The sequence below is a fragment of the uncultured Apibacter sp. genome (genome assembly GCF_946479295.1).
GTDB lineage: Bacteria > Bacteroidota > Bacteroidia > Flavobacteriales > Weeksellaceae > Apibacter.
The window spans coordinates 1-14,979 of the sequence record NZ_CAMLFD010000002.1 but is presented as its reverse complement, the minus strand read 5'-3'; the positions used below and the strand labels follow the sequence as shown (position 1 = coordinate 14,979).

At 27.9% G+C, this 14,979-nt stretch carries 11 protein-coding genes; 3 read left to right on the top strand and 8 right to left on the bottom strand.

Annotation, left to right across the window (positions count from 1 at the left end; genetic code table 11):
• Positions 1-47 precede the first annotated feature (47 nt).
• The 7 genes from Q0T35_RS02575 to Q0T35_RS02545 all read right to left on the bottom strand — a co-directional run bounded on the left by Q0T35_RS02575 (position 48) and on the right by Q0T35_RS02545 (position 5,160).
• Complete coding sequence (locus tag Q0T35_RS02575; RefSeq protein ID WP_295840853.1) at positions 48-197, bottom strand: hypothetical protein; 150 nt, start codon at positions 195-197, stop codon at positions 48-50.
• A 287-nt stretch (positions 198-484) separates the two neighbouring features.
• Positions 485-1,384: a PoNe immunity protein domain-containing protein gene (locus Q0T35_RS02570; RefSeq protein WP_295840852.1), complete on the bottom strand. Its 900-nt coding sequence runs from the start codon at positions 1,382-1,384 to the stop codon at positions 485-487.
• Positions 1,385-1,394: 10 nt separating this feature from the next.
• Positions 1,395-2,183: a hypothetical protein gene (locus Q0T35_RS02565; RefSeq protein ID WP_295840851.1), complete on the bottom strand. Its 789-nt coding sequence runs from the start codon at positions 2,181-2,183 to the stop codon at positions 1,395-1,397.
• A gap of 16 nt (positions 2,184-2,199) precedes the next feature.
• Positions 2,200-3,537, bottom strand: coding sequence for a PAAR-like protein (locus Q0T35_RS02560; protein ID WP_295840850.1), 1,338 nt, complete (start codon positions 3,535-3,537; stop codon positions 2,200-2,202).
• The gene (locus tag Q0T35_RS02555) at positions 3,525-4,355 is read right to left on the bottom strand and encodes a hypothetical protein (RefSeq protein WP_295840849.1); all 831 of its coding nucleotides are present in this window, start codon (positions 4,353-4,355) and stop codon (positions 3,525-3,527) included. The genes Q0T35_RS02560 and Q0T35_RS02555 overlap by 13 nt, the downstream gene beginning before the upstream one ends.
• A 455-nt stretch (positions 4,356-4,810) precedes the next feature.
• Positions 4,811-5,005, bottom strand: coding sequence for a hypothetical protein (locus Q0T35_RS02550; protein WP_295813009.1), 195 nt, complete (start codon positions 5,003-5,005; stop codon positions 4,811-4,813).
• Entirely contained in the window at positions 5,002-5,160 is a 159-nt protein-coding gene (locus Q0T35_RS02545; protein ID WP_295840847.1) for a hypothetical protein, read from the bottom strand. The genes Q0T35_RS02550 and Q0T35_RS02545 overlap by 4 nt, the downstream gene beginning before the upstream one ends.
• A 1,102-nt stretch (positions 5,161-6,262) precedes the next feature.
• Between Q0T35_RS02545 and Q0T35_RS02540 the strand changes: the two genes are divergently transcribed.
• Both Q0T35_RS02540 and Q0T35_RS02535 read left to right on the top strand, forming a co-directional pair.
• On the top strand, positions 6,263-8,104 hold the full coding sequence (locus tag Q0T35_RS02540) for an acyltransferase family protein (protein WP_295840846.1): 1,842 nt from the start codon (positions 6,263-6,265) through the stop codon (positions 8,102-8,104).
• A gap of 2,215 nt (positions 8,105-10,319) precedes the next feature.
• Positions 10,320-10,994, top strand: a complete 675-nt coding sequence (locus tag Q0T35_RS02535) for an OmpA family protein (protein ID WP_293919294.1) — start codon at positions 10,320-10,322, stop codon at positions 10,992-10,994.
• Between the two features lie 26 nt (positions 10,995-11,020).
• On the opposite strand, the gene Q0T35_RS02530 is transcribed toward Q0T35_RS02535, so the two are convergent.
• Positions 11,021-13,192 (bottom strand): helix-turn-helix domain-containing protein, encoded by a 2,172-nt coding sequence (locus Q0T35_RS02530; RefSeq protein WP_293919293.1) that lies wholly within the window; start codon positions 13,190-13,192, stop codon positions 11,021-11,023.
• A gap of 336 nt (positions 13,193-13,528) precedes the next feature.
• Here Q0T35_RS02530 and Q0T35_RS02525 point away from each other — a divergent pair, with 336 nt between their 5' ends.
• Complete coding sequence (locus Q0T35_RS02525; protein WP_293919292.1) at positions 13,529-14,863, top strand: hydroxymethylglutaryl-CoA reductase; 1,335 nt, start codon at positions 13,529-13,531, stop codon at positions 14,861-14,863.
• The last annotated feature ends 116 nt before the right edge of the window (positions 14,864-14,979 follow it).

Below are 14,979 nucleotides of genomic sequence, written 5' to 3'. Positions count from 1 at the left end.
AAGTTAATTATTTATAGATAATCAGATATCTGCTTATTTCTAGATATTTATTGGAGGGAACATCTGTTACCTTCATATTTTCGGAATGCTTTTCTTTTTTTCAGAAATCCTCCTCCGGATATTTTTACAATATTGTTTGCACAGGCACTTATTCCGAGTATTCCAATACATAATTTCTTAACGGCTATAAAGATCATACTGGTTTGCCGTTTTTATCTAACAGAGTGTAGATTTGCGTGGTATCTCTTTGCGTCTTTCTGCTTCTATTTTTTCCCAAAAAACCGCCTAACTGTATAAAATTCCCGTACGGACTGTTCTATGCCTTCATGGGCTAAGCTTATGGCTCGGGAGGCTTCGGAGATACTAGTATAATGTCCGACAAGTTGTCCATCCAGGGTGTATCAAAAATAGGGATCCCCCTGTCTTTATAAATCTTTGTCCTTGTTTTATGTAATAGCAAATACTTAATCTTGCAGCTGTGAATTTACTCATTCAAAAAAGTAGGTTTTTTCGGTTTATTTATGTCTTTGTCTTTCCAATGAACAAAATCATAAGGATAAAATTGATTATATCTTAAAATACCATCATCTAAACCTTTAACGTTTACTAAAGCTCCTGCTTCCCAACACCAGTATCCGTAGAAGTTTCTGCCATTTTCAAATTTATGCGTATTGTATTCATAATCTAAATTTTCAAGAGTGTAATAATATTTATCTAAATATATTTTTAATTTTTTAACTGCTTCGATTTTATCTTCGGTTTTTAATATGTCAACAAAGAAGTTTACAGATTTGTTATCATCTATTAGTAATTTTTCTCTTATGGGATAATCAGGTATTTGGCTATTTATAAAATAATCAATAACGAAGTCTTGAAATTTTTTTTCTTTTATAGTAGTTGCCAAATCCTCAAAATATTCTTTATCTACCTCTGCAAGTATGCCTAGAGAAATTATCTCTAACAGACTCATTAGATTCATATCTCCTCCATCAGAATAATCCATATTGGGAGACCAAAATTTATTTGCAACTTCCATAAGTATACTACAATCAGGAAGTATAGTTTTTATTTCATCCCCTTTACTATATTTAGCTCTGATTAAATGACTGTACTCTATATTAAAATCATTAAAATATCCTGAAAAATCGAAATTAGGTTCTTCTTTTTTTTTCTGGATATATTCTTGATTTAATTCATTAATATATTTTTCAGTTTTTTCAATTTGTTGGGTAAAGAAATTTTTGCTAGTTATAACCTTATCCCGAACTCCTTCTTTATCTTTACTATCTAATATCTGTTGTTGTTCCTGTTGCATTCTTTCTTTAAATGCCTGGTTAGGGTCTTTTCCGCTAAAAGCATTTTTTAAATCTTTCCAAAAACTCATTGCATTTAATTTATTTAGTTATTTTATATGAAATGTAAAGCATACATAGACTTAAAGGTAACAATATAAAAGTTTTTACTTCATAAATTTTTTCTTTACCAACTAGGATAAAAAAGAAAGCTAATGAAGCTCCAGCTAATATAGTAGTAATTAAAGGTAATTGTTTTTGAATGAAATTCAATACCTTGTATTTCATTGTTCTTTCTTTTTTCTCCCATATATGCTGTTCCTCTTCCCATTGTTTTTCAACTCTTATTATCCAATCATTATATATTTTAGAGTAGGAGGCAAACCTCTCTTCATAATATCCTACAATAAATATAAGATTTTCATTGTATTCACAATACAAATCATTTTGTTGAATAGGCTGTATTGTATCTAATAGAAATTTTGAGGTATCATCAGCGTTATCTGTATCCTGAAAAAAATCAAAGATGTTAATTAGAATAAAGTCATCTTTATTTTCAGGAGCTATAAACTCAATAAAATCTTTATATAAAGGTAAATAATCAGGGTATAATCTGGAAATATAATCTATACCTTTTTCTTTATTTCTTATAAAATTTTCTATTCCTATTTCTAATTCAAAATAAGGTATATTTTCCTCTGATGCATTAAAAATTTCATATTCTCCTTCCGATAATTTTTCAACATATTCCAGTTTAGGTTTAAGCTTGTTTATTACTTCCTCATTAAAAAGAGTAGCCCAAAATAAAGGTAAAGCAGCTCCTCCTTCAAATTCAAAATATCTTTCTGAGGAAATATTTCTATTAGGATATAATAAAGGTCTGTAACTCATGTTATTTTTACTACTTTTAAAACCAACTGGCAATCCATTTCCCTACTCCACTACCTACAATTGCACCAACTACCCCACCAACTATCCCCCCAACTACTACGCCAACGGGACCGCCTAATGCTCCTATAGTTGCTCCAATTTTAGATCCTGCAATACCTCCAACTAAAGCTCCCGAAGCACTACTTACAGCTTTTTTAGTTTTATCTCCTACTTCTCCTTCTTCCTGGTAAGCAGAATAAATATTGTAACCTTCAAAAACAATGCCCACTACGATTAATCCCCTACCTGTAACCTTTCCTACTTTAGCAATTGTATGAGCATTTTGGGTAAACCAACGGTTGGCAGAAGCGACCCCATTATTAGCCTGTATATTCCGCCCTACATTATTTAAAAAAATTGTAGCTTTACTGTTTCCCCTGTAAGTATTAGCAGCCCCTATATTTACTGGATTTCCTGTAGTTCCATTAGGATTTAATTGATATCGTGTTATATTTCCATTAGGTTCTACTTTGGTAATTACTTTTTGAAGTTGTGGAGAGTTATTTCTCATCTTACCTCGTATTCTATTGGCATCATTTGCCGACATAGAAACATTAAGTCTGTCTTGAAACCATCGAGTACTTCCCTGCCTTCCTGATCGTGTAGGTTTAGAATTGGTCTGAGGAATTCCGCTTCCACTTTTAAATTTGGTTTCATCTATTATATCCATACCGCTTTTAGGGGCATAAGCAGTAATATCAATAGGTTTCATTCTTGTACCTGGAATATTGCTTCCCACAGGATTTGTACTTCTAATCTGATACCCTTTTGCCTTATAATCTAACCGATTTTGCATTTCTCCAAAATCACCACTTATATTACGGATATTTCTAGCCCCCTGATTATTTAGATAATTATTTCTATGCGATTGAAATAGTCCAGCATCTGCTTTAAACTTATCAGCCAGGGTCATTCCTTGTTCATTTCCAATAGCTAATCCTAAAATCCAATGTTCTGGTTCTTTTAAAGATTCTGCCATTTCTTGTAAAATGCTTTGAGGTGTGTCAAAGTCAACAGTTATTTTACCTCCTTTTTTACACAGGAGACAAGCATTTTCAAATATAGGTTTAAATCCATTTATTTTAAACCCATCTTGACATTTATCCCAGTATATAGGTTCATATTTACATGTTCCGCTTATTTTACAACTACCAAAAGGTATGATATTTTCATTAGGTACTACATCTGCTTCGGTTACCCATTTTTGCCCATATAAATGTCCGTTTCCATTATGAGTTACTTTAATCTGGGTAATTAGAGAGCCTTTATCACAGGTAAGAAAACTTTTATCAGGCACATGTTTTAGTTTTCCCATAATTCTAAATTTAAAGTGTTTTTATGTTCTTCTTGCTCAACCAAACTTGTTTGATGAGCAGTAATAATATAATAAATATCAGGAACAGCAGTTTCTAAATATAAAGATGATTCTTTTATCTGCCCTTGTTCATTAAAAGAAAATATTTCTTCTAAATCAATAGTTAAATCAACTTTAAGATTATAGGTATGTGTAATATCTCTAATTAACTGAGTAAATTCTTTTTGTTTAAATAGTTCTTTATTTAGTATAGCAGTATTGGTAATATTATTATTTTCTTTTTTAGATTGTATAGTAAGCTCTAAATCTAATTGTCCAAAGTAATTTTTTAAAGATAATGAGCTTTCTGTAAGTTCTTTTACATTATAATACCCATGAAATAGTGTCCTAAGAAAACTATATCCAAAAAATTGTTGTTCAAATTCTTGTTTATTATACAATATCTGTTCTGTGTTTTCTATTAATTGACGGCTTCCTTCTTGAGTATATTTTTTAGTAAGAAAACTTTTAAATTCTGATTTCCATTTATTTTGAAGTTCTGAAATATTTTCTATTGATATAATATTTCCATATAAATCTGTTTTAAATAATAATCTGTTTTGTAATAATTCTAAATCTTTTGTCCATTGATGGATTAGGGCTGTTCCTTCCATTTTTTGATCAAGGAGTATATATTCAAAAATTAAACTGTTTTCTGTTTGTTTTAAACAATTTAGTTTAAACAAGCGAAAATGTCTAAATTCAGTAATTTTCTCGCCTAAAATAACTCGATTGGCGCTAACAGACTGATAAAAATCCTTTTTTAATTCGGAATTCATAATAAAAATAAGAAAAACATTTGTTTTTCAAATATAATTATTTTTTGTTCTTATCAGATAAAATAAAGGAAGTTGTTCTTATCTTATATTAAAAGATAAAAATAAGAACATCAAATGATCCTATTAAAAAATAGCATTAATTTTAATATAATACTTATAATGTTTTGCGAATAAAAGGCAAATAAGTATAAATGTAGTGGATAATAATTGAATTTGATAATTGTAAATAATTGCCCCTATACATACCCCTGGTCAATATAAAATTTGTTATATGATGGAAAATAAGTAGGTTACAAGGTTGGAGGTTTATCCTTTTGCGATTACTATATAAAAATGGAATGTGTTTAATTTTAATACATTCCATTTTTTATTTCCAATAGTTTACAAACTTTTTCCCCCCAAAAACCGCCTAACTGTATAAAATTCCCGTACGGACTGTTCTATGCCTTCATGGACTAAGCTTGTGGCTCGGGAGGCTTCGGAGATACTAGTATAATGTCCGACAAGTTGTCCATCCAGGGTGTATTCAAAAATAGGGATACCCCTGTATTTATAAATCTTTGTCCTTGTTTTATGTAATAGTAAATACTTAATCTGGCAGTTGTGAATTTACTATGGTTGTCAGATTTCTGTTTTATGGTTCTTATCAAGACGATCTTGATTTCCAAAGGGAAGAATATGTTGTTGCATTATTTTTTTTCAAGCGTTTTTCTTTAGCAATGTCCTTACTATCAATGAAAGTCTGCATTGGAGTTCTGACATAATAGTATTTTCCTAAAAGAGTTTTTTTATTGTTATAAATCATATCCAATTGTTTAGTACCTGATATATCTCATCTATATTTCTGTATATTTTCTTTCTAAAAGCTACGGTACAAAACTCTTCTTATATATTTCTATAGGGTCTTTCTCAGATTTCCTTTGTTTTTTTAGAATTTTCGCCTTTGTTTAAGTATGGCCGATATTTTTAATGGCAAGATATAACTGATACTCTTACTGCCCTCTTAATCCATAGTACTCGGTTCCTCTGTCAATTAATACATGAAATAACCTTAATTCATGCTCATCAAGGAATGTAATCGCCTGGTGCATTTAATATTTCACCAGTCACCAAAGATTACTTTCTGTCATAAAGCTGAGTAAGTATCAATAAATGTTTGCTTTGTTTGCTGATAAATATGTTCCCCCCTTTAAGGTTATTGTTACAATAAGTGTTCTGTGCACCAAATAATAATAATGAGGAGTTTCTATTTCTCCATGTGCTACTTTCTTTTCTTTCGTCTTTTCTAAGACTATAATTTGAGATTCAATCAGGATATAGCCCTCTTGGACAACTTTGGCTTCTAATGTTTTTAACGTAATTGGAAGATCTGTAAATTATGCCGGAGGAGTTAAAACTATGAACTCTGCCTACTGAAATAGAGAATCAGAATTTCATTTTATTTATCTCAAAACTAACCCTTATCTTACATAAAGCAAGATTATCAATAGCTAAAATTACTTACTACCTGGCTTTCAATAGATGTATTACTACTATTTTTAATAATAGATTTATGTCGAGTTCCTATAAGGCTAAGCTTCCGCCTTGTTCATATAGTTTTATAAAACGATAGGATCTACTTGGCTATAGCGCAAATCTTAGAGGCTTTTGAAATATTTCCTAATTGTTGGTCTAATCCTAAAACTTCTAATTTTTTCTTAATGATTTTTGTGATGTAATCATGATTTAATCTTTTTATAATGTTACTGTTTTTATTAGTAACTATTAAATTTAATTTTTACTATCTCATTTAATTAAATAAATGTTTTTTTTTGTGCGTTAATATTGTAAATTTTTATTATTATATAATAATTTTAATTTTATTTAAAAGTTTTTTTGCAATTAATCTGAAATTAATATTTTTGAATATGATTACAAATTTCAGATATGATATCTCTTTTTTAAGAGCTCTGTCAGTGATTTCAGTTTTATTTTACCATTTTAACTTTTCGATGTTTCGTGGCGGATTTATTGGAGTTGACATTTTTTTTGTAATATCAGGATACCTCATGACTAAAATTATCTTATCTGGTTTTAATTCTGATAATTTTAATATATTAAATTTTTATAAACGTAGAATTATTAGGATATTTCCGGCTTTATTATTTATGATTGTTTTTTTTTTAATGATTATATTTTTTCTTTTACCTACTCAATTTTTAGTTTATTTAAGAAGTGCCTTTTCCAGTAGTTTATTTTTTTCAAACATATATTATTATTTTAACAATGGATATTTCGACCAATCTTCACAATATAATTTTTTATTACACACTTGGTCGTTATCAGTTGAGTGGCAATTTTATTTGCTATATCCTTTAATTTTATTGATTTTTAAAAAAACTTACTTATCCAATAAATATAGATTTGCTCTTATTTTTTGCTTATTGATATTATTTTCATTCACATCTATGCTCTATCATAATATTTATAGTAATTCCTATTCATTTTATACATTTTATACTAGAGCATGGGAAATGATGCTGGGTGGGACAGCATTTTTGAGTGAAAAAACAATGAATAAAATATCGGATAAAATTAAAATTTTGATAATTACTTTATCTTTTATAGTGATAATATATTTTATTTGCGCAAAAGAGCATAAAGGAATTTGGCCTAACTTATTAACAGTTTTACCAGTAATGAGCGCTTCAACTATAATTTCATTAAATCATAATTGGGGTATATATAGAAATAAAATTATTGAAAAAATCGCATATTTATCCTATTCTATATATTTATACCATTGGCCATTTTATGTTATGAGTCTTTTTTTAGGACTAGCAACAAGATTAAGGCACAAATTTTTTTTTATTTTATTATCGATTATTTTTTCAATAATCTCCTATCATTGCATTGAAAAAAATAAATATGAAAATAAAGTAAAATACATACTATTAGGTAGTTTCATTATATTTTTTATTTCATTTATTTTGACAAGGATTGATGCAATGGTATATAGTAAGATTGGAAATTTGATAAATATTACCGATAAGTATAAATATAGTAATGAAGCCAAAGAGCAATATAACTTAGGTATAAAGCATCTTTTACATACCCAAGAATTTGAAGATTATAAAAAAGAATATCTTACTGTATCAAAAGATAAACCAAATGTTATACTTCTAGGGGATAGTCATGCTGGAATGTTTGCAAAAACTATAAACAACATCTTAGAAACAAATAATATACATTATATACAGGTAACAGCAGATGCTACTTATCCAATGTTACAATCAAAAGGTGAGTTTAAAGGTCCCATAGATTTATTTAATTATTTTTATACCGTATATATACCTAAAAATCATGAAAAAATTGATTTAGTTATAATAAGTTCTAATTACTCAGTTTCAAGAAAAGACTTAATTGAAAAAATTAATTTTACTAATACCTATTTTAATAGGTATAAAATTAAAATCCTATATTTAGGACAAACAGATATTTATCCAATAGATTATCCTACTTATTATTATCTAAAAAACACATATTCTATTTATAGCGAAAATTTAAAGGACAAAGAATATTTGTTGAATATCAATAACTTTTTAAAAAATTATTTAGGTAATAATTACATAGATTTAATGAATTATGAAATAAAAAAAATGTCGTCTAATTACATCCCATTTATGTATGACTCAAATCATCTAACTTATTACGGAACAGAACAATATAAGCCTATTATAAAAAAAAGAATATTTGAAGTAATAAACTAAGCATTTAAAAATACAATTAAATCAAAGTTTAATCTCTAATAAATAATTAATTCAAAAAGCTCAAAATATTATACTTCATGGTTAGCTTTCCATTGCATAAAAGGTGAATGCTTATTTAAGTATATTCCATAAATTGAAATCATAGGTCAAAATATGATATCTTGCAAGATTGTAAATTACTCCTTGTAAAAGAAAGTATGAAACTTCTCAATTTTCTTTTACCATCAAAATGTGGAATATAATATATAATTACATGCCGATTTATGATAGAGAAATAGCCAGAATATTAGAGTTTGTTAAATCTTAAATCCCTTCATTTGATAAAAAGTCGCAAATCTATATGAATCAATTCAAAATAATAAAAAATATATATACGGAAATTTTGGATAAACGCTTACTACCAAAAGAGGATATCTGCTATGAAGGGAAATTCAATAGATATATAATTGATGAATCAAAAAACTAGATTTTATTTTCTAATCTGCTGTTAAGTTAAGAGATAAAATTACATTCAAAAAAAGGAATAATTTAATTTTATGTATCAATTATAAATACATTTTGTCTAGTATATAATCATAATGATAGATTCTAGAATGGGTAAAAAATTATAATAAGAGTAAGATACGATTTTTACATTTATTTGAGTATGATATTATAATTAAATAATAGTAAATAAAAGAAGAGGGTTTTAATTAAAAATATTTTTTAAGCAGTGACAAAATATAGTTTTAACCATAAAATATAATAGTAAAATTGTATAAAAACACTAATTGTTACAATAAGCCATTTTACCTTTATCTTATAAATCGCACTACCCGTAATAATATAAAGAGGGAAAAGAATACAACTGTATCTAGGAATTGAACCAAATGTACCCGTTGATATAGGGAGTAATAAAGTTAATAAAATAAGCAACGTAAAGCTTAACTGATTTTTTTTAACATTTAGAATATAAACTATAAAAAATAGTAATAATATAAAAATAGGTATTCTAAAAATAGAAAAATCATGAGGTAGCCCTCCAGTTCTTCCCCAAGCCTTTTGAACCGTTATAAAAGCAAAAAAATCACCAGTCATATAATATTGATAAGCGCAATAAGCAAAAAATGTTAAAACAGGAGGAATGAAAAATAAGGATTTTAATATAGTATCTTTTATATTAAAAAGCGAAAATTTAAAAAAAACTTTGATTAATACTTTATTTTCTAAAAAAAAAAAAAAATACGGATTATACCCATTTGCCCTAACAAGTACTAATAAAGAGGATAATAGAGAGAAAATGAAATATTTTTCTTTATATATACACAAAAATGAAAATACTAATAGAAGTAAAAAAGTACTTTCTGTTAAAAATCCCGAAAAATAGAAGCTAAAAGGTAGGCATATGAAAAATAATGTGATAAATAATGATTTATTAGAATCTTTAAAATAATGAATACAAAACCAATATATGCCTATAAATGCAGTTATTGAAGAGAATATAGACCAGATAAACGCACTTGTGTTAAAACTAATTGAAAACAACTTCATTAATGTATAAATAATTCCGGGGTATAAAGGAAAAAATGCCCATATATGATCTTTTTCGACTAATAATTCAGGGTTTGAATGAGGGTATCCATTCATAACTAGAGAATAATATTTACGCGTATCCCATCTAAAAAATATATCTCCTATAAAAGTACTGAAATCGTTGTAATGAATAGTATTATTTAAAATTATTATAGCTATAATTAAATATACCACTTTTATGGTAAGGGCAGACAGTAATATAAAGTTTTTGTATTTTATTATTTGATTATTGTTGTATTAAAATCAAATATAATGAATTTTAAATATAATTATTATGTATAAAATAATTAAATAGCGTATATATTAAAAAATGTCTGATAAAAGGGGAATATATTACGGGAAACATTTTTTTGTAAATATGTATATAGAAAATAATAAGTCTAATTCAAGATAATTTAATTAGAAAGTATAAAATGAAATAAATTAAATGGATAATTGATATACACGATGAAAATAAATATATATCTTAAATTAGAAGAGAAAAATTTAATTAAAGAAAGGCGTTTTATTATAAAGGTGTAATATAAGAAATAAATATCTCTTAAAATTTTCTTAATAAAAATTTTAATGTAAATTTACTCTAATAATGATTATAATTATAACAATATTGTGTGAGATAAATTTTATGCCTTAATTTAATAATATGTACAGAAATAAAAATTTATATAGAACCCTATGGGGGTTCTTAAGTGCCTTATTGTTTATATTTACTGTAACCAGTTGTGAGTGTTATAGAAAAAAACAAGAAGAGTTAGAAAAACAACAATCGATGCAAGTAAATGAGGTAGGAAGAGTTATTGAAGGAACTTTCGATCCAGTGACAGGGAATTTCATTTATGCCACAGGAAATATATTTACAATAAAGCTTCCGAATGGTAAAGAAATAGTGGAAGTTGGTAACCATTCTACAGAAGCTAACTTATTTAATTTTTTAAACGATTCAAATACAAATGTTAATGAGGATAAGAGAAAAGGATGGATTACATTAGATCGTGTCTATTTCGATAGTGGAAAATCTACTGTAACAACCGAATCGGGAAAACAAATAAAAAATATCTCTGAAATTTTGAAAGCATTCCCGAATGCTAAAATAAAAATTGGAGGATACACCGATACCACAGGGACCGAAGAAACCAATAGAAAAGTATCTGAAGAAAGAGCAAAAACTGTTCAGGAAGAATTAATAAAATCGGGAATTCAAGCAGAAAGAATAACCTCAGAAGGATACGGATCGCAACATCCGGTTTGTGAAGCTAATGACGCACCTGAATGCAAAGCTAAAAATAGAAGAGTAGATATTCGTGTTTTTGAAAAATAAATTTCTAAATTTCTCTCACAATATTGTTATATACCTAGATTACTTCTCACAAATTTAATCTCATCATAAGAAAAATTATCACCTAATGATTCTTTTATAATTTTCAGCTCTTTAGTATTTAGCTCAATCAACTTTTTTTCAATCAAATCATACTTTTCCTTAGAAATAAAATCATAAACAGATACTTTATTTTTAGAGATAAGTTTAGCAATATGATTACTGATAGTAGAGTTCGTTAAGTTTCTCAATTTAGCTACCTCTGATAGATCATTTCCTTCCTGTAAAAGCTGTAAAGTTATATCTACCGTATCATCTTTTTTATGAGTAGAAGATACGGTCTGCGAATCAGAAGTAAAGACAAGCTCCCTATAAGTAAGCCGCTGATCAATAAGAGTAGTAGAAAGTATAAGTTTTATTTTTATTTTAACCTCGTTTTCAAATTCGGTAATAAACTTTATATATTGCGTTATCCGTGATTTAGATTTATATTCGAGATAATGGTCTTGTAATGGTTTCCATACCTTGCAAAAAAGTTCATCAGCAAAATACTCCACTGCATCCTTAGCTCTTTTTTCAATCGTTTGCCAAACTTCATTTTTAGTATCAGGAGTAGTAGCTTGAAAACGAGAAAGAATATTCCGTTGAAATTTTTGATTAACCAATAACAAAGAATGTAGACATTCATCAACCGATGAAATTATATCCAATACTTTTTGTCTATTAGGAATAGCCTTTTCTATAGTCATTTTTCGCCAATCCTGGATTTCAAAAGTCAAAGAATGAACAGATAAGGATTTAAAAAGAGTCTCAAGCCCGAAATTATATTTCTCTTCATTAAGTATATTTTCCAATTCATGAACATTCCACATTTGAGATTGAAATTCATTAATTTTTTGATCCTGGATAATGTTATGATTTCGAATCATTGATTTAAGAATAATTCCTTCCAATGTACGGCATCTACTTAAAGCAACATATACTTGCCCGGAAGCAAATGATTTCCCCGCATCAATAATAACTTTATCGAAAGTCAGACCTTGACTTTTATGGATTGTTACAGCCCAAGCTAGCCGAATCGGATATTGAGAAAACGAGCCTAATATTTCTTCAGTTATTTTTCCCGTTTCATCATTAACACTATACTTTATATTCTTCCAAACTTCATGTTCCAATAAAAAAGAATCTTTTTGATTTTCAAAGCGTACATAAATATCAAAATCTTCGATTTTTTCAATAATACCAATTTTACCATTAAAATATCTTTTATTACCCGAAGTATCATTCCTTATAAACATGATTTGAGTTCCTTCCTTTAATACAAGATCCATTTCCGTAGGGTAGGAAGCTTCAGGAAATATTCCATCTACAATAGCCTCAAAAAACTTAATAGGTTTTTCTAGTTTTTGTAATTCATTTTCATTAATCGAATTCGCAATTGAATTATGGGTGGTTAAAGTGATATATCCGGTCTCGTTCGGTACAAAATCAGGATTATATCTTTCATGAAGTAAATTAAAATCAATAGAATCAAAATCCTGATATCGAATGGAATTCAATAAATTTATAAATATAGGATCATCCTGCCTGTAAACTTTTTTAAATTCAATACAAACCGGAGGGTTCTTCTGTAGAGCCAACGCATCAAAAAAAAACAAGCTTTTATAATAGTTTTTTAAAAGATTCCATTGTTCGTCTTTAATTACAGGAGGAAGTTGGTACATGTCTCCAATCATTACCAGCTGCACTCCACCGAACGGAGCGGAATTCTTTCTTGTGTATTGCAAAGACCAATTTATGGCATCCAAAATATCTGCCCGAAGCATAGAAACTTCATCAATAATTAACAATTCAACTTCAGAAAATAATTTTCTCTTATCTTTATTATATCTGAAATGTTGATGAAGCTCTAATTTGGTAATAGCAATATTACGATCAATCCATGCATCATTAGAAGGAATAAAACTAGTGAGAGGAAACCCAAATAAAGAATGAATTGTTACTCCTCCTGCATTGATAGCTGCTACCCCTGTAGGAGCTACAACTATTGTATTCTTTCTTGTAGTTTCCTTTAATTCTTTTAAAAAAGTAGTTTTTCCGGTTCCTGCCTTTCCTGTTATAAATAAATTTTTATGAGTATAATTGGCTAAATCGAAAGCAAGTTTCTGTTCAATATTGACTACAGGATAATGGTTTGCCATATACTTTGGATTTTAACTACAAATATATAGTAATAGTAATTGATCAAAAAAATTAGAAAGAAAATTAAAACTAATATTTGATCAAATTATGATATATGTAATAAGTAAAAGAACAGGCTTTAGTAAGGCCTTATTTACTGTAATAAATAATATGAAAATAAATTAATAATAAAAAATATATAAATAATAATTAGAATTAAATTATCACTCACAGCCAAGTATGGAAATACTATAATAGTTATTTTATAAAGTAAAAGAAATTTATTCAGCTAAATAATATTATCATTATAAATATATATGTTCTAATTTTGTTACCCACTTATTTGTAATTGAAAAATGAAGAATAAAATTATAGAAGGGTTTTCTAAGCTAACAAAAGAGGAGAAAATAAACTGGCTAACTCAGCAATATGTCCAGGGTTCGAATGAACTTAAAAATATCTTAAAACAATATTGGAATCAAAAATCTGAATTGCAAAAAATTCATGATGAATTTACGGAAAATACGATTAGTAATTTTTATATACCGTATGGTATTGCTCCAAATTTTTTAATTAACAATGAAATATATGCCATACCTATGGCAACAGAAGAAAGCTCTGTAGTTGCTGCCGCTGCAAAGTCAGCAAAATTTTGGTTAAATAAAGGAGGTTTTAAAACAAAGCTTTTAGGAAATATCAAATTAGGGCATGTTCATTTCATATATAAAGGAAATAAAGCTAAATTACAACAATGGTTTCAATGCCAATTAAAAGAAGAGTTAATTAAAGAAAGCATTGATATTACAAAAAACATGCGAATAAGAGGAGGAGGAATAACCGATATAGAATTGGTAGATAAAACTGAAGAACTTGAAAGTTATTTTCAAATAAAAGGTTCTTTCAATACCCAAGATAGTATGGGGGCAAACTTTATCAATTCATGTTTAGAGCAGTTTTCCATTACTTTCAAAGAAGAATTCCATAAATCAAATATATTTAATGAAGAAGAAAAGGAAAATTTTCAAATAATCATGTCCATACTTTCCAACTATACACCAGATTGTATAGCAAGAGCAGAAGTGAAGTGTAAAATTGAAGATTTAAAAGACGATAGCGGAATATCTCCGAAAGAATTTGCATGGAAATTTAAACAAGCAGTAAAGATAGCAGAAGTAGAACCTTACAGAGCAGCTACCCATAATAAAGGAATTATGAATGGAGTAGATTCGGTTGTGATAGCGACAGGTAATGATTTTCGAGCTGTAGAAGCTTGTGCCCATACGTATGCATCTCATAAAGGTAAATATACGAGCCTAACCCATTGTGAAATTAAAAATGATGAATTTAATTTTTGGATAGATCTACCAATATCTTTAGGAATAGTAGGAGGGTTAACCAAACTTCATCCATTAGTTATCGCTTCCCTACAAATATTAAATAATCCTTCCGCAGAAAAACTTATGCAAATAGTAGCCGTTGCAGGCCTGGCACAAAACTTTGCTGCAATAAGATCATTAATCACAACAGGAATACAAAAAGGACATATGAAGATGCATCTCATAAATATAGTGAACCAATTAGGTGCGACAGAAAAAGAAAAGCAATATATCGTCAATATATTTAAAGACAAAACAATATCACATCACTTAGTATCTAGCGAACTTGAAAAACTACGTAACACCCCAAAATAATAAAGGAATAAGAGATAATATAAATATGAATGGGGGAGGAATTAAATGAAGGATTGAGTGGTGGGAGGAAAAAATTGAGTTATAAAAAAGGGAAATAAGAATAGTACTAAAGAGTA

Bases quoted from the DNA above. Each gene is read 5' to 3' on its own strand.
- Q0T35_RS02575 (WP_295840853.1), bottom strand. From the start codon at position 197: ATGATCTTTATAGCCGTTAAGAAATTATGTATTGGAATACTCGGAATA.
- Q0T35_RS02570 (WP_295840852.1), bottom strand. From the start codon at position 1,384: ATGAGTTTTTGGAAAGATTTAAAAAATGCTTTTAGCGGAAAAGACCCT.
- Q0T35_RS02565 (WP_295840851.1), bottom strand. From the start codon at position 2,183: ATGAGTTACAGACCTTTATTATATCCTAATAGAAATATTTCCTCAGAA.
- Q0T35_RS02560 (WP_295840850.1), bottom strand. From the start codon at position 3,537: ATGGGAAAACTAAAACATGTGCCTGATAAAAGTTTTCTTACCTGTGAT.
- Q0T35_RS02555 (WP_295840849.1), bottom strand. From the start codon at position 4,355: ATGAATTCCGAATTAAAAAAGGATTTTTATCAGTCTGTTAGCGCCAAT.
- Q0T35_RS02545 (WP_295840847.1), bottom strand. From the start codon at position 5,160: ATGATTTATAACAATAAAAAAACTCTTTTAGGAAAATACTATTATGTC.
- Q0T35_RS02540 (WP_295840846.1), top strand. From the start codon at position 6,263: ATGATTACAAATTTCAGATATGATATCTCTTTTTTAAGAGCTCTGTCA.
- Q0T35_RS02535 (WP_293919294.1), top strand. From the start codon at position 10,320: ATGTACAGAAATAAAAATTTATATAGAACCCTATGGGGGTTCTTAAGT.
- Q0T35_RS02530 (WP_293919293.1), bottom strand. From the start codon at position 13,192: ATGGCAAACCATTATCCTGTAGTCAATATTGAACAGAAACTTGCTTTC.
- Q0T35_RS02525 (WP_293919292.1), top strand. From the start codon at position 13,529: ATGAAGAATAAAATTATAGAAGGGTTTTCTAAGCTAACAAAAGAGGAG.